Origin of the sequence: Rhodococcus sp. BS-15 (genome assembly GCF_000813105.1) — a bacterium.
Taxonomy (GTDB): domain Bacteria; phylum Actinomycetota; class Actinomycetes; order Mycobacteriales; family Mycobacteriaceae; genus Rhodococcoides.
Genome location: NZ_BAOX01000002.1, coordinates 25,463 through 48,922 on the forward strand (window position 1 = coordinate 25,463; position 23,460 = coordinate 48,922).

Here is a 23,460-nt window from a genome sequence, read left to right on the forward strand (position 1 = left end):
CCCGACAGTGGTGGTGGTCACATACACGCCACAACGAAAGTCGGCCTTCGTGGACATTTCAACAATTTCTCTGCCCAACTTCGCGGTCGGTACCGCTGAAACCGGCGGCAAGCCGCACGCCGTTCTACTGAAGAGCGGTCGGCTGCTGGATCTCGACTCAGTGGCCGATCGGCTCGGCCTCTCGGCACCGATCACAACCCGTGATCTGTTCGAGGTCTGGGATCGGGTACTGCCGGTTCTGCGTTCGTTCGACGATGCGGACGGACAATGGACCGACGCCTCCGATGCCACGGTGCATGCGCCCGTCGAACCCCGCCAGATTCTGCAGGCCGGAGCCAACTACCGCACTCACGTCATCGATCTCGCGGTCAAGCATGCCGACATCGCCGACGGCAGGACCGAGGACGAGGTTCGCGCCGAGACCGCGGCCATGATGGACAAGCGTGCGGCGGAGGGCGATCCGTATTTCTTCGTCGGGTTGCCCTCGGCGATCACCGGCCCGTACGACGAGGTCGTCCTGCCACCTGGTACTTCCAAGAACGACTGGGAGCTCGAACTCGTTGCCGTCGTGGGACGTTCGGGCTACCGCCTGGATCGATCCGAGGCGCTCGACGTGATCGCCGGCTATACGATCGCAAACGACCTGACCGCCCGTGAGTTGGTGTTCCGGCGCGACATGCCCGAAATCGGCACCGACTGGCTGCGGGCGAAGAACGCACCGGGCTTTCTGCCACTCGGTCCGTGGATCGTGCCGAAGGACGACGCGGGCGACGTCGCGCAGATGCGGCTGACCCTCGAACTCGACGGCACGACAATGCAGAACGAATCCACCCAGGACATGCTCTTCGACGTGGCCGCACTGGTCTCTGCCGTCTCACAGACGGTACGACTGCTGCCCGGCGACCTCGTTCTGACGGGCAGTCCGGCAGGCAACGGAATGCACTGGGGTCGGTTGCTGCGCGACGGCGACGTGATGACATCGACCATCACCGGTCTGGGCTACCAGCAGACACCGGTCGTGGGCACCGCGTCATGACATCGGTGTTGGTCATCGGAGCCGGAATCGCCGGGTCGGCAGTGAGCATCGCACTGGCTCGAGGCGGAGCGTCCGTGGACGTCGTCGAGGCCGCGCCACGGTCGAGCGCGAGCGGGTCCGGAATCACTTTGCAGGGCAACGCGTTGCGCGCATTGCGAGAGCTCGGGGTCTGGGACGAGGTTCGGGCATGCGGCTACGGATTCGACACTATCGGGATCCGTGCCCCCGACGCCCTCGGCACTGTCATCGTCGAGATGGACGACGCCCGCACCGGTGGACCGGATCTTCCTGCCGGAATGGGCATGGAACGACCCGTCCTCGCCGGAATCCTGCACGACGCTGCCGAACGCGCGGGAGCGAAGATTCGATTCGACACTGTCGCGGATGGATTGGTGCACAGCGAGACCGGTACATCGGTCACGTTCTCGGATGGCACCGAGAGCCACTACGACCTGGTGATCGGCGCGGACGGGGTGCGGTCGTGGACGCGTCGCACACTCGGGATCGAACTCGAGACCGAGCGCACCGGAATGGGTATCTGGCGTCTGGTCGGACCACGTCCGGCAAGCGTCGTCCGTACCGAGCTCTATTACGGCGGAGCAGCTTTCATCGCAGGCTACTGCCCGACCGGTGAGGACTCGCTGTACGCCTACATCGTCGAGGCCGCGCAGGACCACACGCACTCGACGGCAGAAGAACGACTCGCGGTGATGCAGAACCTGGCCTCGCAGTATCACGGGCCCTGGGACGAGATCCGGAAGCAACTGCGCGATTCCACGAAGATCAACTACACCTGGTTCGAGAGCCACGTCCTCGAAGGACGTTGGCATCGAGCCGCGTCGTGCTGATCGGCGATGCGGCACATTGCTGCCCACCCACCGTCGCTCAGGGCGGGGCACAAGCGCTCGAGGACGCGCTGGTGCTCGCCGAGATGGTGCTCGCCGCCGACACCGTCGACGACGCGGTTCTCGATGCCTTCGTCGCGCGTCGGCTACCCCGTGCGAGACAGGTGGTGGAGGCCTCACGGCAGATCTGTACCTGGATGCTCGAGTGCGATCCTCACGCCGACGTACCCGCAGTGATGGGGCAGGTGTCCGCACTCGTCACCGAGGTGCCTGATGCGTCCGATCATCGACGTCCACGCACATGCCATAGTGCCCGAGGTCGAGGCCGTGGTTGCGGGTCACCCTGGCCTGGCCGCGCAGCGCGCACTCGATGCGCTGCGCAACGGTTCCGAGTCGCAGCAGGTTTCGGGCCGGATGGTGGCGTCGAGAATTCCGCAGCTCACTTCGATCGATCGTCGGATGGCGGACATGGATGCCGCTGGAATCGACGTGCAGGTGGTGTCTCCCTCGCCCTCGCAGTATCACTACTGGGCCGATCGCGAACTGGCCGAAGTGGTGACGTCGAGTGCGAATCGCGGAATCGCCGCACTCGTCGCGGAGGAGCCCAGCCGATTGACCGGCCTTGGACTGATTGCTCTGCAACACCCGGATGCAGCCGTCTATGCGCTCGACGACGCTGTGCTCACCTGCGGGCTCGCCGGTGTGGAAATATCCTCGTTCGCACCGGGTGTGGAGCTGTCGGACGAACGTCTGGAGCCGTTCTGGAGCCGAGCAGCGCATCTGGGTGCAGTGGTCTTTCTGCACCCTTTCGGATGCTCGCTGGACGAGCGCCTGGACAGGTACTACCTGTCCAACACCGTAGGACAGCCGGTGGAGAACGCGGTCGCCCTGTCCCATCTGATCTTCTCCGGTGTGCTCGACCGCCACCCGGGCCTGAAAGTCGTTGCCGCGCACGGCGGCGGGTATCTCCCCACGTACCTGGGAGATCCGACCATGCGTGGCGGGTCCGACCCGAGGCTCGGCGTTGCGCGCTACCGCCGAGTGACTATCTCGGTCGGATCACGTTCGACAGCATCGTCCACGGTCCCGGTGCGTTGCGCGCGCTGATCGATGCCGTGGGGCCACAGTCCGTGGTTCTCGGCTCGGACTATCCGTTCGACATGGGCAACGAAAACCCGGTTGCCGAACTACGCGCAGCCGAACTCTCTGCCGACGTCACCCGATCCATTCTCAGTGGCAACGCCGAACGTCTCGGATTGTCGCCCGCACCAACAGGAGTGAACTCATGAACGACTACGCCTTCACACACCTCCGCCATGTCGATCTCGCGGTACCGGACTTCGACAAGCAACTCGATTTCTACACCCGCCAGTGGGGACTGACCGCGGTCGGAACCGACGGCGACATCACGTATCTCGCCGCCGAAGGTTCGCCCGAGCAGTACGTGGTGCGGATCCGCAAGGATTCCGACAAGCGACTCGACCTGGTGTCCTACGGGATGTCGGACGCCGCAGCGGTGGACGCCTTGGCAGAGCGCCTCGCGGTGGGAGGAGTGCAGTTGGTGAACGAGCCGAACACCCTGCAGACCATGGGCGGCGGGTACGGGTTCCGATTCTTCGACATCGACGGCAGGACGATCGAGGTGTCGTCCGACGTCGCGGTGCGCCGGCATCGAAAAGTCGAAGAGGGCGAATCCATTCCGGTCAAACTCTCGCACGTCGTTCTGAACTCACCCGACCCCGAAAAGACCGTCGAGTTCTACGACAAGTGGTTCGGCTTCAAGCTCTCCGACACTCTGATGCATCCACGGATGGGCAACATGATGTGGTTCCTGCGCACCAACGCGCAGCACCACAGCATGGCCGTCGCCCGCGGACCGCACGTTTCGCTGCACCACGCGTCCTTCGAGCTGCGTGGGCTCGACGAATACATGCGCGGCACCGGCCGGATGTTGAGGGCTGGGGTGGAGAAGATCTGGGGTCCCGGCCGTCACCAGGCCGGAAACAACACCTTCTCCTACTTTCTCGATCCCAACGGAAACACCATGGAGTACACCACCGAGCTCGAGACTCTCGACGAGGACACGTGGCATCCCCATCTGCTCGACTTCTCGCTGCCGGAGGTCTCGGACCAGTGGGGCACCGCGAATGCGATGAACGAATTCGTGGCCACCAGATCCTTCAACGATCCGGACAAGGGTCTGTTCGTGGCACCGCCGGCATGATCCTCGCAACGTACGTTCACGGCGGCGAGACGACGGCCGGCGTCGTCGACGACGGCATGGTCCACTCGCTGGACTGCACCATGGCCGAGTTGCTCGCGGCAGGCCTGCCCGCAGCGCTCGAGGCCGGGGCGCGGGCGGTCGAAGCAGTCGGGGTTCCGATATCGGATGTTTGCCTCCTCGCACCGTTGCAGCCGTCCACCATTCGAGACTTCGTGACGTTCGAGGAACACGTCGAAGGAGTACGACGCAGCGTCGACGGTGAGGTAGGTGTGGTCGACGCGTGGTACGAGGCACCTCGGTTCTACTTCACCAATCCGTACACCGTGCACGGGACCGGCGACACCGTTCGTCCGCCCGAGGCATGTGTCGATCTCGACTTCGAGTTGGAAGTCGCTGCGGTGGTGGGCAGGTCGGGCTCGAGCGTGTCCGTGGACGATGCCGGTGGGCACATTTTCGGATATACGATCCTCAACGACTGGTCGGCTCGCGACATTCAACGGCGCGAGATGCAAGTGAGCCTGGGGCCTGCGAAGGGCAAGGATTTCGCCAACACGCTCGGGCCCTGGATCGTCACGGCCGACGAGTTCGACGCGTATCGCACCGAGGACGGATTCTTCGAGGTCGGCTGCTCGGTGGAGGTCAACGGTGAGGAAATCGGACGCGATTCGCTCGCGAACATGGGGTGGACCTTCGATTCCATGCTGGCCTACGCCTCACGTGACTCCTGGGTTCATCCGGGTGACGTGTTGGGCAGTGGAACCGTCGGCAACGGTGGGTGTCTGGCAGAACTGTGGGGTCGAAGGGGAGAACGGAGTCCCGAGCCCCTGGCCTTCGGGGATGTGGTGACGATGACGGTCGACGGAATCGGATCGATCACCAACACCGTCGGTCGCCCGCGATCGACGCCGCGCGTGCCACCGGCGAGGCGTCCCGATCGTGAGCAGAATCGAGCACGGACGAGTCATGTCTGATCTGACGGGTCGGGTCGTCGTGGTCACCGGTGCCGATGGAGGCATCGGACGTGCGGTGGCCGCGTGCGCGCGGGACCACGGCGCAACGGTCGTCGGGGTGGACCATGTGAGCGGATTCGATGTGACGAGCGAGCAGGATTGGGCCGCACTGATGGACTCGATCGACGGCCCCGTACACGGGCTGGTGAACTGCGCGGGCATCACGTGGCGATCCCGCCTCTCCGACGTGCGGCCCGACGACATGGCGAGGATCTACTCGGTGAACGTGATCGGCACACTGCTGGCTGTTCAGGCCGTCGGTGCTCGAATGCCCTCGGGCAGTTCGATCGTCAACGTGGGATCGCTTGCGGCACTGACCGCGCACTACCCGGTGGCCTACACCGCCGCCAAATGGGCGTTGCGCGGATTGACCAAGGCTGCTGCCCTCGAATGGGGATCACGGGGTGTGCGAGTGAACATCGTGCATCCGGGATTCATCGATACCGCGATGACCCGCTCGGCTCCCGGGGCCCTTCGCGAGTCATCGATTGCGGAGACCCCGCTGGGTCGGGCAGGCGAACCCGAGGAAGTCGCGCGAGTCGCGGTGTTCCTGCTCGGAGACGACTCGTCGTTCGTCACGGGTGCAGAAATCCCCGTCGACGGCGGAGCGAGTTCGCACGGCGGCGTCAAATCCATCGCGGACGCGCTCCGCGCCGACACTCGAAAGGAATCCACATGAGCGATGTTTCGCTCGATCGAACCGATCCCGAAGGTGAGATCGCCACCGCGGCTGCACGAAACTCGAACTGGGGCAGATGGGGTGAGGGCGACGTCCTGGGAACCATGAACTTTCTCACCGACGACATACGTAGCGCTGCAGCAGGTCTCGTCCGCTCCGGCGTCTCGTTCTCGCTGTCTCAGAGCTTCGACATGGACGGCCCTCAGCGCGGCTGGCGGCGGCGAACCAATCCGGTCCACACGATGCTCGACACCGGTACCGACGCCGTCAGCGGAATTCAGGGCTTCCCGCACGGACTGGGGGGAGCGGACGACGTGGTGTCGATGCCCCTGCAGTGCTCGACGCAATGGGACGGGCTGGGGCACATCTTCGATCACGGTAAGGCGTGGAACGGACGCGACGCCGACAAGGTCGTCACCTCGCTCGGCGATTCCGTGACCGGAATCGAAACCGTCGCCAACGGCATCGTCGGACGCGGAGTCCTGCTCGATGTGGGCCGGCACTGCGGTGAAAGCGGTGAACTACCCGACGGATTCGCGATCACCACAGCGCATCTGGAGGCCACCATCGAAGCGCAGGGACCGTCGTCGACGGTCCGGCGGGGAGATCTGGTGTTGGTCCGCACCGGGCAGCTCACCCGAGCGCGCCGTTGCGGTTGGGGTGAGTACGCGGGCGGTCCGGCACCGGGCCTGTCGTTCACCACCGCAGACTGGTTGCACGACAGTGAGATTGCCGGAATCGCCACCGATACTTGGGGATTCGAGGTTCGGCCGAACGAGTTCGACGTGGCGTTCCAGCCGCTGCACCAGGTGGCGATCCCCAACATCGGCTTGTTCCTCGGCGAGATGTGGGACCTCAATGCCCTGGCGGAGCATTGTGCGGGGGACGGTACGTACGAGTTCTTCCTCACCGCCGCGCCGATTCCGGTGACGGGTGCGGTCGGGGCCCCGGTGAATCCGATAGCCGTCAAGTAGGCCAGGGGACGCCGGGCTCGTCGGTGGCCATCGAGGCCGCTCGGGTGACCAGCTCGCGAAGGAACAGGTGTTCGGGATCCCGCTCGTAGACCGGGTGCCACCACATGGCCTCCACCAATTCCCCGACGTCGACGGGGCAGGCGACGGTCCGGAGCCCGACGTTCAACGGCAGCAAGTGAACCAAGCGCTCCTGTAGCAGCGCAATTCGTTTGCTGCCGACGACGAGTTGCGGCACCGTGAGGAAGCTCTCGGTGATCACCTGCACGGTCGGCTCGATCCCGAGCATGCGCAACTGCCGCGCAGCTGGCGTCGACGCGGTTTGACCGTGATAGACCACGACCCAGGGCGACGTTCTCAGATCGTCCGTCGTCATCGATTCGCCCACGTCGTCGTTGTCGGACGAGAGCACCATCACCCACCGGTCCCGGTACAGATCCTGGTGCGGAAGATCGGTGACGAATCCGTGGGGAACCAGCATCAGGTCTGATCCGAGCAAGGAATGCTCGGCGCGGGCAACCAGGTCCGGACTGGTAGGGCCGAATCTCAGACGCGCTCGGGGCGCGGCGTCGGCAAACAGTCCTGCCAGTGTGTCACCCAGAACTCCGATTCCGTAGTCGCTCACCAGAATACTGAATTCACGCGTACTCTCCGCCGGGTCGAAATCAGGCTGTGCGGAGAAGACGCGTTCGACGCCGTCGAGGGCGAGGCGCACACGTTGCCGCAGCTCGGCAGCCAAGGGACTCAGGTGATATTCGTTGCCCACGCGGTAGAGCAGGTTGTCGTCGAAATGCCTGCGCAGCCGGCCGAGTGCGGCCGACAGCGCAGGCTGGCTCAATCCCAATTGATTCGCAGCCTTCGTCACGCTGCGATGCTGAAGCAGTGCATCGAGTGAGACGAGAAGATTGAGATCCAGATTGGCGACACTGTGCACTTCCCGCATTGAGCTAGCCTATCTCCGCTCGACTGCGTGAAGCAGCGGGTTCGGTATATGGGGCGCAGTCGATGTCACGGTTGCAGTGACAGTTTCCGTACGCTCTGCGAACTACGGAGGAGGAGCGCAGTGATCACTGCCAGTACTCCCAAAGCTGCGAGGGCTGCGGTCAATCCGCCCAATGCGAGCGCAAAGGCGAGCACCACGAGCGGGCTGAGGAATTGCCCGAGGAAGATCGATGCGGTGAAGGCTCCCGTACCGCGAGCGCGTTGCGCGAACTCGAGTTCACCGATCACCCACATCAGCAGGGTCGGCAGCAGCATTCCCGATCCGGCCGAGGCAACGATTCCTCCGGCGGCGACCATCGCTGCACTCGGGGCAAGCCCCACGACGACCAGACCGACACCGGCAACTCCGAATGCTATGGGCAGCAGCACCTTCGGGCCACGATCGGAGATCCGTACGAACATGAAGGCAGACGCCGCGGTCGCGACCGCGACGATGGCGCTGATCGCCCCGATCGTCCCCGGGTTGTCGATGCCGACGCCGTCGAGTTTGAGCGGTATCTGGACGATCGGTGTGTAGAAGACGCTCCGCCGAACAAGGTGACGGTCAGTGGCAGGGCAAGGGGCCGCCACGCGAGGCTGTGCACCGTGCCGGACTCGGTATCTGCGTTGGGTTGCCACAGCACGAACGGCACGACGACGGCGAAGACGATGCCCACCGAGTAGAGCCAGAACGGCGTCCGCCACGTGTCCTGTGCCAACGCCCCACCGAGTGCGATGAAGACGACTGCCGACAACGAGGTGAACGCAATCTGCAGTCCGAAGTACCGAGCCCGTTGTTGGCCCGTGAAGTAGTCGGCGATCAGGGTGGTGCAGCACGTCATGATCCCGGCTTCCGCAATTCCCACACCGAGACGCGAGAGGACGATCAGTGGCAGGGAATCGAGCAGAAGCGGGGCGATGCCGCACACGGAATACAGGACGAGGGCGACGGTGAGTAGCCGTATGCGACCGAGGCTGTCCGCGATTCGTCCTGCCGCGAACGCGAGAAGACCGATCATGAGTGCTGGAGCGGTGATCGTGAGCGGCACGAGCGCGTTCACGCCCGCGGTCTCGGAGAAATGCTCGAGCATCTGGGGTTGCAGCGGCGCAAGCAGAACAGCCCCGAGAACGGGTAGACAGCTCATCGATACGAGCAACAGCCCGTGTTTGCGTCCGGCCTGCCTTTCGGTGGACTCGCGTCTGGATCCAAGGTGTGTCATCTGCCATCTCCAGGATTTAGAGTGAGGTACATCACGGTCGAATCACAGTCTCGGGTGCAACCGCGCGATCAGGGAAGTCGTGATTGCTGACGGTGGGTATCAGTCGAATCTATGGGGCCGGTCGCACTGGACCAGTGCGATCGAGAACTCGATCGGGGGAGACCAGCGGTGAAAATCGACTTCAAGAAGACGCTCGACGCATATTCGGCGCGGCACAACACCTTTCGTACCCTCGTCGTTCCGCCGTTGACCTACCTGATGATCGACGGTCGCGGCGATCCGAACACCGCTCCGGAGTACGCCGAAGCAATCGGGGCGCTCTACCCCGTGGCCTACGCACTGAAGTTCGCCAGCAAGAACACCCTCGACCGCGACTACGTCGTCATGCCGCTCGAGGCGTTGTGGTGGGCCGAGAACATGGCCTCGTTCACCACCGAGAGGGACAAGAACAAGTGGAACTGGACGGCCATGATCATGGTGCCCGACTGGATCGACCGATCGATGTTCGAGGTGGCGAAGGCGTCCGCCGACGCGAAGAGCCACTCGGATGCGTCGAGCAGTATTCGATTGGAGACTCTCGACGAGGGACTGTGCGTGCAGACGCTGCACATCGGGTCCTACGACGACGAGACGCCGGTACTCGACGAGCTCCACCACCGATACATTCCCAGTTCGGGACTGACGATGACCGGCAGGCATCACGAGATCTACCTGAGCGATGCGCGCCGGGTCGAACCCGCGAAGCTCCGCACCATTCTTCGCCAGCCGGTTGCGCATTCAGCGGAGTCGGCGTCGCTCTGACACGATGACCGTCATGACCAACGCGGTGCGTCCGGCATCGTTCACCGCCGGGACCCTCACTCTCCTGGGTGCGCTCTACTTCGCACAGGGACTGCCGTTCGGATTCTTCACCCAGGCCCTGCCGGTGGTACTGCGGGAGTCTGGGTTCTCCTTGGTGAAGATCAGCGCGACCGGTGTGCTGTTCCTGCCGTGGGCACTCAAGTTTCTCTGGGCTCCGTACGTCGATCGGTACGGATCGAGGCGGCGGTGGCTGCTGTCGCTGCAGTGTTCGGCCGCGGCGGTGGCACTGGCGTTGTCGTTCCTCGACCTGTCCTCGACATTGCGCTGGCTGTTCGTCGGCATCTTCGTCATGAATGCTCTCTCGGCGACGCAGGACATCGCGACCGACGGCATCGCGGTGCGTACGCTCACCGCGGCGCAGCGCGGGTTGGGCAACGGTCTTCAGGTCGGTGCCTACCGGATCGGGATGGTGTGCGGTGGCGGACTGCTGTTGTGGCTGTTCACCTTTGCCGGATGGCGGGCGCTGTTCGTCGCGATGGCACTGCTGATCGTGCTGACGACGATCCCCGTGTGGTGGATGCGCAGACAACTCGACGCGGCCGACGCGGACTCCGATCCTCGGGCCGAGCGCCCGACGCCGGGGCGGCTTGCTGGTGCGTGGTGGTCGCGGCTTCGCAGACCCGGAATGGTGGCATTCATTCTGCTGATCATCGGGTTCAAGTTCGGGAACTCGATGGGGTCGGCCCTCGTGGGTCCGTTTCTGTCGGACAGTGGACTGTCCCTGCCCCAGATAGCACTGGTCGAGGGCGGTCTGTCGTCGGTGGCGGCGGTCGGGGGAGCCGCACTCGGGGCATGGTTGGCGTTTCGGCACGGACGGCGCCGGGCGCTGTTGGTGGGCGGCGTGAGCCAAACGCTGAGCCTCGGTCTGTATGTCGTTGCGTCCCTGGGCGTCGGCGGCTTTCCACTTCTGGTCACCGCCAACATCACCGAACACGTGCTCGGTGGTGCGGCCACCGTCGCAGTGTTCGCGCTGATGATGGACGCGTCGGAGAAGCGCTTCGCGGGAAGCGATTACACGCTGATGGCGTGCGCGATCGTCTTCGCGCAGGGCGCGGCCGGGATTGCCGCCGGAGTGGTCGGAGACTTGTTCGGATACACGGCGATGTTCGGTTCCGCGCTCGTCCTGTCCGGTATCGGCTGTGCATTGCTGCTGGTGGCACTCGACCGAGGCTGGGGGCCCGAAGGTCTCCGACAGGTGATCCCGCCGAAGACCGTCGTCCGGTAGCGGCGGCCGCTGTGCTCAGCTCCCGCTGGGGGATCCGGCGATGTTGACCATCCATTGCACACCGAACTTGTCGGTCAACATACCGAAGGTGTCGCCCCACGGAGCCTTCTCGAGACCCATGGTGAACTGTGCGTCGACGGCCAACGCGTTCCAGTAGCCCGTCAGTTCGTCCTCTTCGTCGCCGCTGAGCGAGACGCTCATGGTGTTGCCCGGGGTGTGCTCCATCGACGACGGCGTGTCGGCTCCCATCAGAGTGAAGCCGTTCGGGGTGGTCAACTGGCCGTGCATGATCTTGTCCTGGTCGGCGGGATCCTCGCTGGCATTGGCCTCGCCGAGCGTGGTGACGGTGAGCTCGCCACCGAAGACCGACCGATAGAACTCCATGGCCTCGCGGGCGTTGTCTCGGAACGACAGATAGGGATTGAGAATGGACATGAGCCGGTCTCCTTCTTCGCTGGACGAGCTACTTCGTTGAACTGCATCGACGACATCCGTCGAAACAATAGACACGCCCCACGACGGAAAGTCACCGCAGACGACTAGATGGAGGCGTCGGTGTCGGCCAGGATCGCGCGCAGTGCCGCCACGTGACGTCGATATGCCGTTCTTCCGTCCTTGGTCAACGACAACCACAGTCGACGCGAGTCCGTGCGTGATCGCTGCTGCTCGACGTATCCCGCATCGACCAGAGCGGCGACCTGTTTGCTCAGCGCCGATGCGCTCAACCCGCTGTGTTCCTTGACGATCGCGAGTTCCACCGTCGTCGCCGCGGCCAGAAGGGCGCAGATTCGCAGCCGGTGGGCGGGGTGAACGATCGGATCGAGATCGTTCGTCATCGACGTATACTGCGGTAGTGCAGGATCGAGCCGATCGAGTAGATCGACGCGGCCGCGGCCGCGAGCAGAACCACCGGCCCGGCCGGTCCGCTGGGATTGCCGACAGCCTGCGCCAGTGCGACGCAGAGCGCCGAGAGTGCCACGCAGGTGAGGAATCCTCGGTTGGTGGGTAGGGCCCACGGCGTTCCCATTCGGTATCCGGTGATGACGTTGACTGCGATGATCACCGCGGCGACTCCGAGCAACGAGGCGGGGCTGTCGAGCAGTGCGGTCAGTGCGGATGCTGCAAGCAGTACGGCGTTGACCGGATACAGCCACACCGGCCACGGAGTGTCTCGTACCGCGCGTTGAACTCGGTCGATGTCGGCGAGAGCTGTTCGTGCTTCGGCAGGTGTGGGTTCTCCGGTGCTTTCCATGATGGAAACTGTATTGGATAGTTTCCACTACGGCAACAATCCGGCAAGGGTCAGGTGTCGGCAGGCCGCGATACTTCCGATTCCCATCGGGCCCGTCGTTCGTCGTCGGACTGCTCCCACCACGGAGTTCCTCGCTCACCGAGGGCGACTTTGGTGGCTTGCACGCCAGCGCGAGATTCCGGTGCGCCCGACGTACGTTTGACCTCCCTGCGCCACGCCATCAGAATCGACCGCAGTTCGGCATTGCGATCCTCCGGGATGTCAGGATCCGTTGCGCGCCAACGTCTACCCTTGATGACGATGTAGCGACCGTCCTCGGTGCGTTCCGGTCCTTCGGCCATGGGTCCACACTGCCATGTGTCAGCTGCTCAGATACTGCGGCACTGCAATTCCGTCGAGTCCGAGTGCCACCGCGGCACGAGCGGCGACCGGTCCGACCAGATTGCCTGTCCCGTTGTAGCCGCCGAATGCGATCACGGTGTCGTCCACGAATGTGCACGGCGGGCGCCCATCCGTGGTGAATCCGAGGGATGCAGCCCATCGCGCACGAACCGAGACGGGTTCTCCTGCAAACGATGTCGCGACGGATTCGATGTAGTTCTGCACCTGAGCTGTCGGTTCACCGGACGGTGTCCACTCGTCCTCGGCGAAGAGGTCACGACCGCCCCCGACGTACAGTCGTCCCGACGCGTCCTGCTGCGCGTAGTCGTATCCCCATCGTCCGTACACGGGGCACGGCAGTCGTCCCGGAGTGACGGGCGAGGTGGCGAGCATCTGCAGACGTGCGGTCCGAACCCGGCCGTCGAGCTGGGGGAGTACCTGTTCGAGGCGACCGTCGACGGCAACGAGAACCAGGCCGCACCGAACCACCCCGTTCGGCGTCGTGACCGCTCCTGGTCCGATGGCGGTTGCGGGCGTGTGCTCGTACAACCGGGCGCGGTCCGCGAGGATCGACGCCAACCCGAGCGCGCGACGTGCAGGATTCATCACCGCGTCGTCCGGCAGGAAGATGCCGCGCCCCAACTCACCCGAATACTGCTCGACGGCAATGTCGTTCTCGCGCAAGCACTGTGCCAGCGCGTCGCAATCCTCCGAATCGGCGTGCTCGATCGGCGCACCGGGAACTCCCGCGAGCCTGATGGAGCCGGTGCGGCGGACGACGGCGGATCCGAGAAGACGTTCCAGAGAGTCGATCTCGGCCAGAGTCGCTCGGTACAGATCCACCGCGCACGGACCCCATGTCGCGAGCGCCGTGTGCAGAAAGGTCGCAGGACCACCGAGCAGGAAGCCACCGTTCCGGCCCGCGGCACCGGCGGCGACCCGCCCTGCGTCGACTCCGACCACATCGAGACCACGGTCGAGGAGGTCGGCGACAGCGGCCAGACCGGACCCGCCGAGGCCGACGACGCAGACATCCGCGCTGCTCTCACGCTCCAGTGCGGGCAACCCCGCCCAGCCGGACACGACCGGGTCGTCGTCCCACGCCGGGCGGGAGATGTGGCTGTCAATCATCGGTCGATGGTATCGATGGTATCGGCGGATTCGGCCGGCGGATGGTTTACGATTCCGGCACCCGCATCCCAGCTCCGGTAAGGACCGTCCATGCGCACTGTGATCGTGACCGCGTTCGTTTCGCTCGACGGTGTCATGGAGGGACCTGGCGGCGAGGTGGGCTACCGCAACTCCGGGTGGACGTTTCAGGGCATCGAATTCGACCCGGCAGCGTACGAGATCAAGGGGCGCGAGCAGGACGAAGCCACTGCCCTGCTGTTGGGCCGCACCTCGTACGAAGCATTTGCGCCGATCTGGCCCACCATGGACGACTTTGCCGGGTACAACGCGATGCCGAGGTACGTGGTGTCCTCGACGCTCGAACAGGACGACTCACGTTGGCCGGCAACCATTCTGCGCGGTGTCGACGACGTTGCCGAGCTCAGGAACTCCGATGGTGGGCCGATCTCGATACACGGCAGCGCCACCCTGGGGCGAAGCATGGCCGACGCCGGGCTCGTCGATCGGTACCACCTGCTCGTCTTTCCGCTCCTGCTCGGGGCGGGAAAACGACTGTTCAGTGAGGCCGACAAGGACACCACGCATCTCGAACTGGTCGAACACGAGGTCTACGGCAACGGAATTCAGAAGCAGGTGTTCGACGTACGTCGATGACCCGGCGGGGCAGCCCTCAGACGTCGTCGCTTCGGATGGTGCGCCGCCGCACGGAGACGAGTTGCAGCTCGGGACGTGAGGCCGCCACGCGCTCGATTCGGTCGAGAACATCGGTGACGTGGTCGCGATCGCCTGCTACGACGGACGCGCCGATACCTGCTCGTCTGTGCAACTCGCGATGATCGGTCTCCGCGGCCGACACCGCGAACTTGCGTTGCATTTCGGAGATCACCGGCCGGATCACGGAGCGCTTCTCTTTGAGTGAGTGAACATCTCCGAGAAGGAAGTCGAATTCTATCCATCCAATCCACATATGCCGACCATTCTAACGCTGGGGGGATACCCGAGCGCTCGGGATTCGACTCGGCGATGCTTCGGATGCACACCATTCGCCGAACATGTTCGTACACTGGCGTCATGGCTGCACCGGACGAACACGGCTCCTTGCCGCCCAGCCTTGTCGAAATGGCGACTCGCCAGGTCCGATCCGAGGTGCTCAGCGGTGCGCTCGAGCCCGGATCCCGAGTGGTCGAGGAAACCCTGTGCGCGCGCCTCGGGATCAGCCGAGCACCGGTACGTGAGGCGTTGCGCCTGTTGGCTCAGCAGGGTCTGGTCGAACATCTTCCCCGTCGCGGGTTCCGAGTGACGGTGTGGTCGGCAGAGGACATTCTCGAACTCTTCGAGCTGCGTCAGGTCCTCGAACGGCATGCGCTCGAGCGAGCGCTGCCGCTCACGTCGTCTCGCGACGGCGCGTTCGCGCCGGTACGAACGGCGCTCGACGAGATGCGCGACGCCGATGCGCGGGGGGACACCCTCGAGAAGGACGACGCCCACCGGCGTTTCCACGAGGCCATCGTGGCGTTGGCCGGCAGTCGCCAGCTCGATATGGCGTATGCGCCCATCCTGCTGAAGTTGCAGCTACCGATGGCGCGCAATCTCAGGGAAGAAGCCCGAGTCGCCAACCCGGTCGACGGGATTCGGCGTCACGAGTGGTTGCTCGATGCCATCGAATCGAACGACGTGTCGGTGGCGCTCGCTGCGTTGAAGCAGCACGGCGAGCTGACCTACCTGCATCTCGAGAGTATTTCCTAACAGACTCGAAACACGGCAACAACCTGCAGTAACAGGAAACTGTCGACAATCGACGGTATGAATTCAGACCTGGGACCTGCACTCGGCCCGACCGTCACCGAGATGCTCGCGGCGTACCGAACCGGAAGAACGACTCCCACTGCAACGGTGGAGGCGTTCTCGACCGCCGTGGCTGCCCGCGGCGACGACGGAACATGGATCACCGTCGTCGGCCGAGCAGAATTGCTCGCGGCCGCCGCTGCTCTCGAAGCGCGACCCGACGCAATGTCGCTACCCCTGTACGGAATTCCCTTCGGAGTCAAGGACAGCATCGATGTGGCCGGATACCCGACCACCCTCGCCTGTCCCGACTACGCGTACACGGCGGATTCGACGGCCCCCGCAGTGCAGGCGTTGGTCGACGCCGGAGCCATTTTCGTCGGCAAGACCAGCCTCGACCAGTTCGCGACCGGGCTGAACGGAACCCGCACGCCGCACCCGATTCCGCGGAGCGTCTACGGCAACGACATGATCTCCGGTGGCTCCAGTTCCGGTTCGGCATTGGCCGTCGCCCTCGGGCAGGTGCCGTTCTGTGTGGCCACCGACACCGCAGGATCCGGTCGAGTGCCTGCCGCGCTCAACGGGATCGTCGGATACAAGCCGTCGCGCGGCTGATCAGCACCGTCGGACTCGTCCCCGCGTGCAAGTCGCTGGACTGCATCACCTTGATGGCGACCACGATCGAGGACCTCGATCGCGTATTCGACATCATGTGCGCCGAGGATCCAGTGGACGGGTGGGCACGCCCGCGCGGAGCGAGATACGACGGGCGAGAGATCACTGTCGGACTACCGGACCTGCAGCAGCTGGACTTTTTCGGCGACTCAGCCATGTTCGACGCGCACTCGGTCGCACGCCTGTCGCTCGCCGATCGTGGATTACTCACCACCACAGCGGATCTCGTTCCGTTTCTCGAAGCCGGTTCGTTGCTGTATCAGGGGCCGTGGGTCGCCGAGCGACTGGTCGAGTTCGATGAATTCCTCATCGAGAAACCCGATTCCATCGTTCCCGTCGTCCGCGAGATCTTTCTGGGTGGGCGCCGGTACAGCGCCGTCGATGCCTTCCGTGCACTGCAGACGCTGCAAGACCTTCGCGCTCGCGTCGCACAGCTGTGGACGTCGATGGACGTGATGATCGTGCCGACCATCGGCACCACCTTCACCGTGCCGGAGGTACTCGCGGACCCCATTGCATGCAATACGAAGCTCGGTCACTACACCCACTTCGGGAACCTTCTCGACCTGACTGCGGTAGCGGTTCCCGTGGGGCTCACCGAGGACGGTCGACCCGTCAGTCTCATGGTGATCGGGCCTGCGCTGGCCGACGATACGATTCTCGCGGTCGCGGCTCGGTTGCTCGGAGAAGGGCGCGCCGACTCGCCGCACCCCGCAGCCGATGGGTCGACAGTCGAGACCATCGACATCGTCGTTGCCGGGCATCACCTGTCGGGGGAGCGGGCCAACCCGCAGCTGCTCGAGCTGGGCGGGTCCCTGGTCGAGGCCACGTCCACCGCCCCGACATACACACTGCTTCGGATCGGAACCGCCGATCCGACACCCGGCCTGCTGCGAGTTCCTCTCGGCGGCAGCGCAATCGACGTGGAGAGGTGGCGTCTGCCCGCCACTTCTCTTGCGGTACTCGCGGGCAGAATGCCGGCGGTACTCGCTCTGGGACGAGTACTGCTGGCCGACGGTTCCGACGTTCTCGGCTACGTCTGCGACGTCACTGTGCAGGCCGGCGCGCAGCGGCACACCGTCGACGACATCAGCGAGTTCGGTGGCTGGCGGGCATATTCCCGGGCGATCAGTTCTGCTCACCACACTTCCACTGCAGCACAGGAGATCTCATGACCTCAGCACACCCTCGGGAAACGTCGATACGGTCGGCGTCACCATCGGAGTTCACCATCGATGCCGCGACGACGGCACTGCTCGTCATCGACATGCAGAGGGACTTTCTGCTCCCTGGCGGTTTCGGTGAGAGCCTCGGCAACGATGTCGGACTGCTCCGAACCGTGATCGAACCACTCGCAGGTCTCATCGCAGTGGCCAGGGAAGCCGGGATACCCGTGATCCACACCAGGGAGGGGCATCTACCGGACCTGTCGGACTGCCCGCCGGCAAAGCTGCGCCGCGGTAACCCGTCACAGCGCATCGGCGATCCAGGAGCGTTCGGCCGCATCCTCGTTCGCGGTGAGTACGGCCACGACATCGTCGACGAGCTGGCACCGCTCGAGGGCGAGACCGTCATCGACAAGCCCGGCAAAGGGGCGTTCTACGCCACCGAGCTCTCCGAGGTTCTCGCGAGCGCCGGAATCACCACTCTGCTCGTCACCGGTGTGACGACGGAGGTGTGTGTGCACACCACGGTTCGGGAGGCCAATGATCGAGGTTACGAGTGCCTCGTTGTGACGGACTGTGTCGGTTCGTACTTCCCGGATTTCCAGCGAGTGGGCCTCGAGATGATTTCGGCTCAAGGTGGCATTTTCGGTTGGACCGCGCCGTCGGACGACGTCGTGGCCGCGTTGGTTGCGCTCGTCCCCACCTCGGCAAGTCGATAGGACCGAACATGACCATGGACGTCAAGGACTCACCCGCTGCAGGCTCTCGTCCTCGTTCACCCTCCCGTGGTGGACGAAGGGCGACACCAACGCATTCTTCGGACTCGGCTTCAACATTCTCGTCAACGTGCTCACTCTGACGACCTTGAGCATCGCGGTGGTCGGAATTCCAGGAAGCGACGTCCTCGGGACCCTGCTGCCTGCCCTCGGGATCGCCCTGATCCTGGGGAACCTGTACTACATGGTTCTCGCTCGTCGACTTGCCAAGCGCGAGAACCGAACCGATGTGACGGCGCTACCGTACGGCCCGAGCGTTCCGCACATGTTCATCGTCGTGTTCGTGGTCATGCTCCCGGTCTACCTGGCGACGGGAGACGCGGTGCAGGCGTGGGCGGCAGGGCTCGCCTGGGCCTTCATGATCGGCATCATCGTCATGATCGGAGCGTTCGTCGGGCCCTACATTCGCAGGATCACCCCGCGCGCGGCCATGCTCGGCACGTTGGCCGGCATCTCGATCACCTTCATCGCGATGCGCCCGGCCGCGCAGATGTGGGAGGCCGCCTGGATCGGGTTGCCTGTTCTCGCAATCATTCTCATCGGCTTCTTCACCGATGTGAAGTTGCCCGGCAATATTCCGGTGGGGCTCGCCGCGCTCCTGGTGGGCACGGCGATCGGCTGGATCGGCGGATACATGTCCGTGCCGGACGTGACCGAGGCGGCGAGCAACATCGCTATCGGCCTTCCCGATCTACGCCTCGACCTGCTCCTCGACGGGCTCGGCAATCTGGCACCGCTGCTCGCGACCGCAATTCCTCTGGGGGTCTACAACTTCACCGAGGCGATGAGCAACGTCGAGAGCGCATCTGCTGCCGGAGACAACTACAACCTGCGCAGTGTGCTGCTCGCCGACGGCTTCGGTGCGGTCGTCGGCTCGGCGTTCGGATCGCCGTTCCCGCCCGCGGTCTACATCGGCCATCCCGGCTGGAAAGACGCAGGCGGCCGGAGCGGATACTCGGTCGCGTCGGGCGTCGCGATCGGGGTGATGTGTTTTCTCGGATTGTTCGGATTGCTGGCAACGTTGCTTCCGATTCCCGCGATCGTCCCGATTCTGCTGTACATCGGACTGCTGATCGGTGCCCAGGCATTCCAGTCGGTGCCCAAGCTGCACGCCATCGCGGTGGTCGTGGCCCTGCTACCGAACCTCGCGGAGTGGGCGGTGGGTCTGATCGACAACGCACTCAGCGCGGCAGGCACGTCGGCGACGGAAGTGGGAAGCGAGGCACTGGGTCAGGCGGGTGTCGTCTACGACGGGCTGAAGACATTCGGGTCGGGAGCGGTACTCGCCGGACTCATGTTGGGCACCATCGTCACGTTCGTTCTCGACAAACGGTTTCTCGCCGCCGCAACAGCGAGTGGGGTGGCCGCGGCACTGTCGTGGGTCGGTCTGATCCACTCGCACGAGGTGGGGTGGGCAGCCAATCCCCAAGTCGCACTCGGCTATCTGTTCTTCGGGCTCGTGTGTCTGGCGTACTCGCGGCTGATTCCCGCACCGAAGCCGACGACCGAGCCACAACCGGTCGGGGAGTAGTGCATCCCGATGCGGGCCGCACGGCCCGCATCGGGAACTTCTCTAGCGCTTGCTCACGAGCTCGAGCGCCACGAGATCGGAGAGATACTTCTCGATCAGTTCGCGTCCGAGGTGCGGAATATCCCCGACGGCCGAGGCGAACTCGTCGGCAGGCAGTATCGCCCCGGACGACGGGTGTTGCGGCTCTGCGTACGAGTCGATCAGGGGGAGCAGCGAGTGTGAACGTTGCTTCTCCGGAAGAGCCTCGACTGCGGCGCTGAAACGCTCGAACCATTCGTCGTAGTTCTCGACAGTCTCGATGTCGCGACCTGCGTCACGGATCCAGTCGACGAACGTGTCCAGCGAGATGTCGTCGTCGTGTGGGTTGAGGATGTCGAAGGTTCGGTAGCCCGAGGTATCGCCACCCGCGATCGACGTGATGGCCGACGCACTGAAATCGGCCGGCAGTCCGTCGTAGTGGGCCAGCGGTCGCCCCTTCTCGTCGGTCGGTGCCCCGGTGTCGGTGGCGTAGAACGTGTGTGGAGCCAGACCGGTTGCGACGACGGACAGGATCAAACGCGTGAACACGTCCGGGACGTTGAGCTGACCCGTCCACGTGCTGTGCGCCAGAATCATGTCCGAGCGGAAGACCGAGACGGGTAGGCCGAACTCGTCGAACGCATTGCGCAACAGCACTTCACCGGCCCACTTGGAGTTGCCGTAGCCGTTGGCGTACGAATCGTCCACGGCCCGCGACGGACTGTCGACACGGATGTCGCCGTTTTCCCGGAATTCCGCGACGCCCGCTGCGACGGCCACCGTCGACAGGTAGGTCACCGGCTTGACATGGTCGGTCAGCGCCAGCCGGATCACCTCGGCCGTACCGACGACGTTGGGCCCGAAGAGGTGCTCGTACGGCAGGGCATGGTTGACCAGCGCTGCGGGGTGGACGATGCGATCCACCCGTTCGGCCAGCGCCTCGAATGCCTTGTGGTCCAGGCCGAAGTGAGGTGTCCCGAGATCGCCTGCCACGACCTCGAGTGCGGCGTCGGCCAAGGTTCGATAACGCTCCGACAGTTCCACGTCTCCACTGTCGAAGGCTGCATCGAGACGAGCTCGCGCGTCGGAATCGGAGCGTCCGCGCACCAGGCAGACGACCTTTCCGCCGACCTCGGCCATGCGCCCCAGCCATTCCAGGCAGAGGAAGCGGCCGAGGTACCCGTTGGCACCGGTCAGCAAGACCGTGCTGGTCTGTTCTCGTGGGCCGGGCACATGGTGTGCGGCGTCCAGGAGGGCGTCGTCGAGAAATGCCGACAGACGCAGGTCGGAGGCGCGTGCAACGGCGGCACCGCGGCCGTGCACCGAGGCGAATGTCGCTGTGTCGGAATCATTGTCGCGAGCCGAGGAAATGTACTCGGCCAGCGCTGCCAAGTCCATGGCGGGTCCGGTGATCACTCCGACCGGAACATCGATTTCGTAGATCTCACGGAGCAGCGTCGAGAACGTCAACGCCGACAACGAATCTCCGCCCAAGTCGCTGAAGTGGGCATCGGGGCGAACATCGGACCCGGCGCACCCGAGCAGGGCCTGCGCGGCATCGCCGACGGTGGTCAGGACAGGGGCATCGGCACCAGTGCGCCTGAGTTCGCGCAGGCGCTCGTTCTGACCGGATTCGAGGTCTGCGTAACGACGCTCGAGTTCGTCCCCGTAGCGCTCGACCAACTTGGGACGCAGTTGCTTGCCTGCACCGGACAACAGTCCGTTCTCCTGTGTGAACGGCTGGTGCTCGACGATGACCTCGCGCGGAATTTCGTACGAGTTCAGCGCTTCGGTGCGCGCGATCCTCTGCAACGATTCGATGACCGAACCCGCAGTCGTATCCGGGTGGGCCGGTACGACGATTGCCAGGAGATACGCCCGTTGGCTGTTGCCGTACAGAAATAACTGGTCGACCAGCTCGCTGGTACCGAACAGGGCTTCGAGGCGCGCCAGCGCGACGAACTCGCCTTGCGCCAGCTTCAGCACGTTCTTGCGCCGGTCGACATAGGCCAGTCGGTCCGGCTCGATCTCGGCGACGACGTCACCGGTGCGATAGAAGCCCTCGGAGTCGAAGACGTCGGCCGTGACGTCCGGGCGCTTGTAGTAGCCGGGAATGATGGACGCCGTCTTGAGGAGGAGCTCACCGCGCGGATGCGGTGTGTCGGTGGAGAAATAGCCGAGTTCGGGCACATCGTCGAGCTTGTATTCGATCACCGGCGGGCGTTGAACGACGCCGTCGTGCAACACCATTCCGGCTTCGGTGGAGCCGTAGTTGTCGCGCACCTCGATATCGAGCAGCTCCGTGACGAAGTCCTTGACCTCCTCGGCGATCGGTGCGGTCCCGACCATCGCAGCCAGAACACGTCCGCCGAATTGTTCGATCCTGTTGCGTTCGAGGACCTCCCGACGCGTCCTGTCGGCATCGCCACCGGCAGAGCGTTCGACCTCGCGGTCGATCTCGGCCAGGACGTTGTGGCGAATCATCTCGCAGACCCGCGGGATCAACAGTGCCATCGTGGGCCGGGCGAGAGCGAAATCCTCGAACAGGGTGGACAGGTCGCTCGTTCCTGCGAAGTGGACGGTGCCGCCGGCCGCAAGCGTCGAGAAAACGAGGCCACGGCCGGCCAGGTGACTCATCGGAAGATAGTCGAGAGTGATGACTGGGAAGGCCGGCCCGTCCGCGGACTCGGAGGAAGCTCCGGTGTGGTGCCAGGCCCCGGTCCAGGCCCCGCACACGATTCGTTCGGTGTGCATCGCCCCTTTGGGGGTGCCGGTGCTGCCGGAGGTGTAGATCAGCGTTGCGAGTCGGTCGGGATCCTCGGCAGCGGGTAGTGGAACCTCCGGAAGTTGCGCGCCGTCGCGAACCAGCTCGGTGAGCGGCCGAACGAAGATTCCCACCTGTTCGGCATCGGTGCGCGCAGACTTCATGATTCGCGTGTGCGCGTCTACTGCACCGTCGTAGTCGAGAACGACGATTTGCCGAATGGACCGACAATGAGTGGCAACCTGGACCGCGACGGACAGGTTGTCGACATCGGCTGCGAGGACGACGGGTTCGACCTCGTCGGCGATGGCCGAGAGCTGGCCCGCGGTGGCACCGGCCTGCAACGGAACGGCAATCGCACCGAGTCGAATCGTGGCCAGTTCCGCAATGACATAGTCGGCGCTCGCGAATGCCAGGGTTGCGAAGAAGTCTCCTGAAGCAATACCGAATGCGTCGTGCGTCAGCGCCGAGGCCAGTGCACCGGCGTCGTTCCACGCTCGGCCGTAGGTGACGGTGTCGAAGCGCGGGAGCAGCCGCAGCGTGTTCGCACCGTCGATTCGGGCGATCTCTCGCGCTCGGCGGCCGAGGGCAGGCCGATCCGAGTAACGCGTCATGATCTCGGCAACCACGCGGGCCAGGTTGGGCGACAGCTCCTGGGCAGCGTCGGCCACTGCGCTGTCCGGTTCGGCGGCTCGAAACTCTTGGTCGGACTCGTGCAGTTCCTGGAATCGACTGCGTTGCCTGCGCTGACGATCCTGTCGGCTGTCGACGGCCAGTGTGTGCGTCATGCTCGACTCCCTCCGACGAAGCACACCGATCCTTCGGAGCACCTCGCGATTGTCCGCTTCATTTCGTTATCAAAGATAAGTATATGCCGTGAGGCATCTCGCCAATCGTGACGCTCCTCATAGTCTGATTGGTCGTAAATG

At 64.4% G+C, this 23,460-nt stretch carries 24 protein-coding genes and 3 pseudogenes; 17 read left to right on the forward strand and 10 right to left on the reverse strand.

Features of this window, described 5'->3' with window-relative positions:
- Positions 1-49: 49 nt before the first annotated feature.
- From RHBS_RS00515 to RHBS_RS00545, 9 genes and pseudogenes are all read left to right on the forward strand, one after another.
- Entirely contained in the window at positions 50-1,036 is a 987-nt protein-coding gene (locus RHBS_RS00515) for a fumarylacetoacetate hydrolase family protein (protein WP_236745313.1), read from the forward strand.
- A complete protein-coding gene (locus RHBS_RS00520) occupies positions 1,033-1,884 on the forward strand; it encodes an FAD-dependent monooxygenase (protein WP_272913827.1) in 852 nt (283 codons plus the stop codon). Before RHBS_RS00515 ends, RHBS_RS00520 begins: the two co-directional genes overlap by 4 nt.
- Positions 1,878-1,997 (forward strand): annotated as a pseudogene (locus tag RHBS_RS31335) (FAD-dependent monooxygenase); the annotation flags it as partial. The gene RHBS_RS00520 and the pseudogene RHBS_RS31335, both read left to right, overlap by 7 nt.
- A gap of 157 nt (positions 1,998-2,154) precedes the next feature.
- The gene (locus tag RHBS_RS31340) at positions 2,155-2,988 is read left to right on the forward strand and encodes an amidohydrolase family protein (RefSeq protein WP_374700508.1); all 834 of its coding nucleotides are present in this window, start codon (positions 2,155-2,157) and stop codon (positions 2,986-2,988) included.
- A pseudogene (locus RHBS_RS32000) lies at positions 2,958-3,170 on the forward strand (amidohydrolase family protein); the annotation flags it as partial. The gene RHBS_RS31340 and the pseudogene RHBS_RS32000, both read left to right, overlap by 31 nt.
- Positions 3,167-4,105 (forward strand): VOC family protein, encoded by a 939-nt coding sequence (locus RHBS_RS00530; protein WP_121869783.1) that lies wholly within the window; start codon positions 3,167-3,169, stop codon positions 4,103-4,105. The pseudogene RHBS_RS32000 and the gene RHBS_RS00530, both read left to right, overlap by 4 nt.
- Positions 4,102-5,076, forward strand: a complete 975-nt coding sequence (locus RHBS_RS00535; RefSeq protein WP_128644544.1) for a fumarylacetoacetate hydrolase family protein — start codon at positions 4,102-4,104, stop codon at positions 5,074-5,076. The genes RHBS_RS00530 and RHBS_RS00535 overlap by 4 nt, the downstream gene beginning before the upstream one ends.
- Positions 5,069-5,794 (forward strand): SDR family NAD(P)-dependent oxidoreductase, encoded by a 726-nt coding sequence (locus RHBS_RS00540; RefSeq protein ID WP_128644545.1) that lies wholly within the window; start codon positions 5,069-5,071, stop codon positions 5,792-5,794. The genes RHBS_RS00535 and RHBS_RS00540 overlap by 8 nt, the downstream gene beginning before the upstream one ends.
- Positions 5,791-6,768: a cyclase family protein gene (locus RHBS_RS00545; protein ID WP_128644546.1), complete on the forward strand. Its 978-nt coding sequence runs from the start codon at positions 5,791-5,793 to the stop codon at positions 6,766-6,768. Before RHBS_RS00540 ends, RHBS_RS00545 begins: the two co-directional genes overlap by 4 nt.
- Here the strand turns inward: RHBS_RS00545 and RHBS_RS00550 are convergent.
- The 3 genes from RHBS_RS00550 to RHBS_RS00555 form a co-directional block, all read right to left on the reverse strand.
- A complete protein-coding gene (locus RHBS_RS00550) occupies positions 6,761-7,708 on the reverse strand; it encodes a LysR family transcriptional regulator (RefSeq protein WP_121869786.1) in 948 nt (315 codons plus the stop codon). The genes RHBS_RS00545 and RHBS_RS00550 overlap by 8 nt on opposite strands.
- Before the next feature lie 65 nt (positions 7,709-7,773).
- On the reverse strand, positions 7,774-8,238 hold the full coding sequence (locus RHBS_RS29555) for an MFS transporter (RefSeq protein WP_237668895.1): 465 nt from the start codon (positions 8,236-8,238) through the stop codon (positions 7,774-7,776).
- Positions 8,121-8,966 carry an MFS transporter gene (locus tag RHBS_RS00555; protein ID WP_236745314.1) on the reverse strand — a complete coding sequence of 282 codons (846 nt, stop codon included), beginning with the start codon at positions 8,964-8,966 and terminating at the stop codon, positions 8,121-8,123. The genes RHBS_RS29555 and RHBS_RS00555 overlap by 118 nt, the downstream gene beginning before the upstream one ends.
- A gap of 168 nt (positions 8,967-9,134) precedes the next feature.
- Here RHBS_RS00555 and RHBS_RS00560 point away from each other — a divergent pair, with 168 nt between their 5' ends.
- Both RHBS_RS00560 and RHBS_RS00565 read left to right on the forward strand, forming a co-directional pair.
- Positions 9,135-9,767 (forward strand): GyrI-like domain-containing protein, encoded by a 633-nt coding sequence (locus tag RHBS_RS00560; protein ID WP_237668890.1) that lies wholly within the window; start codon positions 9,135-9,137, stop codon positions 9,765-9,767.
- A 13-nt stretch (positions 9,768-9,780) separates the two neighbouring features.
- Positions 9,781-11,052, forward strand: coding sequence for an MFS transporter (locus tag RHBS_RS00565; protein ID WP_128644571.1), 1,272 nt, complete (start codon positions 9,781-9,783; stop codon positions 11,050-11,052).
- 15 nt (positions 11,053-11,067) lie between these two features.
- Here the strand turns inward: RHBS_RS00565 and RHBS_RS00570 are convergent, their stop codons facing one another.
- From RHBS_RS00570 to RHBS_RS00590, 5 genes are all read right to left on the reverse strand, one after another.
- Positions 11,068-11,487: a VOC family protein gene (locus tag RHBS_RS00570; RefSeq protein WP_121869789.1), complete on the reverse strand. Its 420-nt coding sequence runs from the start codon at positions 11,485-11,487 to the stop codon at positions 11,068-11,070.
- A 104-nt stretch (positions 11,488-11,591) separates the two neighbouring features.
- Positions 11,592-11,888: a transcriptional regulator gene (locus tag RHBS_RS00575; protein ID WP_128644548.1), complete on the reverse strand. Its 297-nt coding sequence runs from the start codon at positions 11,886-11,888 to the stop codon at positions 11,592-11,594.
- A complete protein-coding gene (locus tag RHBS_RS00580; protein WP_128644549.1) occupies positions 11,885-12,304 on the reverse strand; it encodes a hypothetical protein in 420 nt (139 codons plus the stop codon). The genes RHBS_RS00575 and RHBS_RS00580 overlap by 4 nt, the downstream gene beginning before the upstream one ends.
- Positions 12,305-12,354: 50 nt before the next feature.
- The gene (locus tag RHBS_RS00585) at positions 12,355-12,645 is read right to left on the reverse strand and encodes a hypothetical protein (protein ID WP_128644550.1); all 291 of its coding nucleotides are present in this window, start codon (positions 12,643-12,645) and stop codon (positions 12,355-12,357) included.
- 19 nt (positions 12,646-12,664) lie between these two features.
- Positions 12,665-13,816 (reverse strand): FAD-binding oxidoreductase, encoded by a 1,152-nt coding sequence (locus RHBS_RS00590; RefSeq protein WP_128644551.1) that lies wholly within the window; start codon positions 13,814-13,816, stop codon positions 12,665-12,667.
- Between the two features lie 90 nt (positions 13,817-13,906).
- Between RHBS_RS00590 and RHBS_RS00595 the strand changes: the two genes are divergently transcribed.
- Entirely contained in the window at positions 13,907-14,470 is a 564-nt protein-coding gene (locus tag RHBS_RS00595; protein WP_128644552.1) for a dihydrofolate reductase family protein, read from the forward strand.
- Between the two features lie 16 nt (positions 14,471-14,486).
- Here the strand turns inward: RHBS_RS00595 and RHBS_RS00600 are convergent, their stop codons facing one another.
- Positions 14,487-14,783 carry a DUF503 domain-containing protein gene (locus RHBS_RS00600; protein WP_128644553.1) on the reverse strand — a complete coding sequence of 99 codons (297 nt, stop codon included), beginning with the start codon at positions 14,781-14,783 and terminating at the stop codon, positions 14,487-14,489.
- A 104-nt stretch (positions 14,784-14,887) separates the two neighbouring features.
- On the opposite strand from RHBS_RS00600, the gene RHBS_RS00605 reads away from it, so the two are divergent.
- The 5 genes and pseudogenes from RHBS_RS00605 (at position 14,888) to RHBS_RS00620 (ending at position 19,749) form a co-directional block, all read left to right on the forward strand.
- Entirely contained in the window at positions 14,888-15,562 is a 675-nt protein-coding gene (locus tag RHBS_RS00605) for a GntR family transcriptional regulator (RefSeq protein WP_128644554.1), read from the forward strand.
- Positions 15,563-15,619: 57 nt separating this feature from the next.
- Positions 15,620-16,995 (forward strand): annotated as a pseudogene (locus tag RHBS_RS00610) (allophanate hydrolase); the annotation flags it as partial.
- A gap of 27 nt (positions 16,996-17,022) precedes the next feature.
- On the forward strand, positions 17,023-17,451 hold the full coding sequence (locus RHBS_RS32005) for a hypothetical protein (RefSeq protein ID WP_374700509.1): 429 nt from the start codon (positions 17,023-17,025) through the stop codon (positions 17,449-17,451).
- Positions 17,448-18,161, forward strand: a complete 714-nt coding sequence (locus RHBS_RS00615) for a cysteine hydrolase family protein (RefSeq protein ID WP_128644555.1) — start codon at positions 17,448-17,450, stop codon at positions 18,159-18,161. Before RHBS_RS32005 ends, RHBS_RS00615 begins: the two co-directional genes overlap by 4 nt.
- Positions 18,079-19,749 (forward strand): regulator, encoded by a 1,671-nt coding sequence (locus RHBS_RS00620; protein WP_237668891.1) that lies wholly within the window; start codon positions 18,079-18,081, stop codon positions 19,747-19,749. Before RHBS_RS00615 ends, RHBS_RS00620 begins: the two co-directional genes overlap by 83 nt.
- A 42-nt stretch (positions 19,750-19,791) precedes the next feature.
- Here the strand turns inward: RHBS_RS00620 and car are convergent, their stop codons facing one another.
- Positions 19,792-23,319 carry a carboxylic acid reductase gene (gene car / locus RHBS_RS00625; RefSeq protein WP_128644556.1) on the reverse strand — a complete coding sequence of 1,176 codons (3,528 nt, stop codon included), beginning with the start codon at positions 23,317-23,319 and terminating at the stop codon, positions 19,792-19,794.
- Positions 23,320-23,460: the final 141 nt, after the last annotated feature.

Excerpts from the sequence above, each read along its gene's own strand:
- RHBS_RS00520 (WP_272913827.1), top strand. The coding sequence starts at position 1,033 with ATGACATCGGTGTTGGTCATCGGAGCCGGAATCGCCGGGTCGGCAGTG.
- RHBS_RS31340 (WP_374700508.1), top strand. The coding sequence starts at position 2,155 with ATGCGTCCGATCATCGACGTCCACGCACATGCCATAGTGCCCGAGGTC.
- RHBS_RS00530 (WP_121869783.1), top strand. The coding sequence starts at position 3,167 with ATGAACGACTACGCCTTCACACACCTCCGCCATGTCGATCTCGCGGTA.
- RHBS_RS00535 (WP_128644544.1), top strand. The coding sequence starts at position 4,102 with ATGATCCTCGCAACGTACGTTCACGGCGGCGAGACGACGGCCGGCGTC.
- RHBS_RS00540 (WP_128644545.1), top strand. The coding sequence starts at position 5,069 with ATGTCTGATCTGACGGGTCGGGTCGTCGTGGTCACCGGTGCCGATGGA.
- RHBS_RS00545 (WP_128644546.1), top strand. The coding sequence starts at position 5,791 with ATGAGCGATGTTTCGCTCGATCGAACCGATCCCGAAGGTGAGATCGCC.
- RHBS_RS00550 (WP_121869786.1), bottom strand. The coding sequence starts at position 7,708 with ATGCGGGAAGTGCACAGTGTCGCCAATCTGGATCTCAATCTTCTCGTC.
- RHBS_RS00555 (WP_236745314.1), bottom strand. The coding sequence starts at position 8,966 with ATGACACACCTTGGATCCAGACGCGAGTCCACCGAAAGGCAGGCCGGA.
- RHBS_RS00565 (WP_128644571.1), top strand. The coding sequence starts at position 9,781 with ATGACCAACGCGGTGCGTCCGGCATCGTTCACCGCCGGGACCCTCACT.
- RHBS_RS00570 (WP_121869789.1), bottom strand. The coding sequence starts at position 11,487 with ATGTCCATTCTCAATCCCTATCTGTCGTTCCGAGACAACGCCCGCGAG.
- RHBS_RS00575 (WP_128644548.1), bottom strand. The coding sequence starts at position 11,888 with ATGACGAACGATCTCGATCCGATCGTTCACCCCGCCCACCGGCTGCGA.
- RHBS_RS00580 (WP_128644549.1), bottom strand. The coding sequence starts at position 12,304 with ATGGAAAGCACCGGAGAACCCACACCTGCCGAAGCACGAACAGCTCTC.
- RHBS_RS00585 (WP_128644550.1), bottom strand. The coding sequence starts at position 12,645 with ATGGCCGAAGGACCGGAACGCACCGAGGACGGTCGCTACATCGTCATC.
- RHBS_RS00590 (WP_128644551.1), bottom strand. The coding sequence starts at position 13,816 with ATGATTGACAGCCACATCTCCCGCCCGGCGTGGGACGACGACCCGGTC.
- RHBS_RS00595 (WP_128644552.1), top strand. The coding sequence starts at position 13,907 with ATGCGCACTGTGATCGTGACCGCGTTCGTTTCGCTCGACGGTGTCATG.
- RHBS_RS00600 (WP_128644553.1), bottom strand. The coding sequence starts at position 14,783 with ATGTGGATTGGATGGATAGAATTCGACTTCCTTCTCGGAGATGTTCAC.
- RHBS_RS00605 (WP_128644554.1), top strand. The coding sequence starts at position 14,888 with ATGGCTGCACCGGACGAACACGGCTCCTTGCCGCCCAGCCTTGTCGAA.
- RHBS_RS00615 (WP_128644555.1), top strand. The coding sequence starts at position 17,448 with ATGACCTCAGCACACCCTCGGGAAACGTCGATACGGTCGGCGTCACCA.
- car (WP_128644556.1), bottom strand. The coding sequence starts at position 23,319 with ATGACGCACACACTGGCCGTCGACAGCCGACAGGATCGTCAGCGCAGG.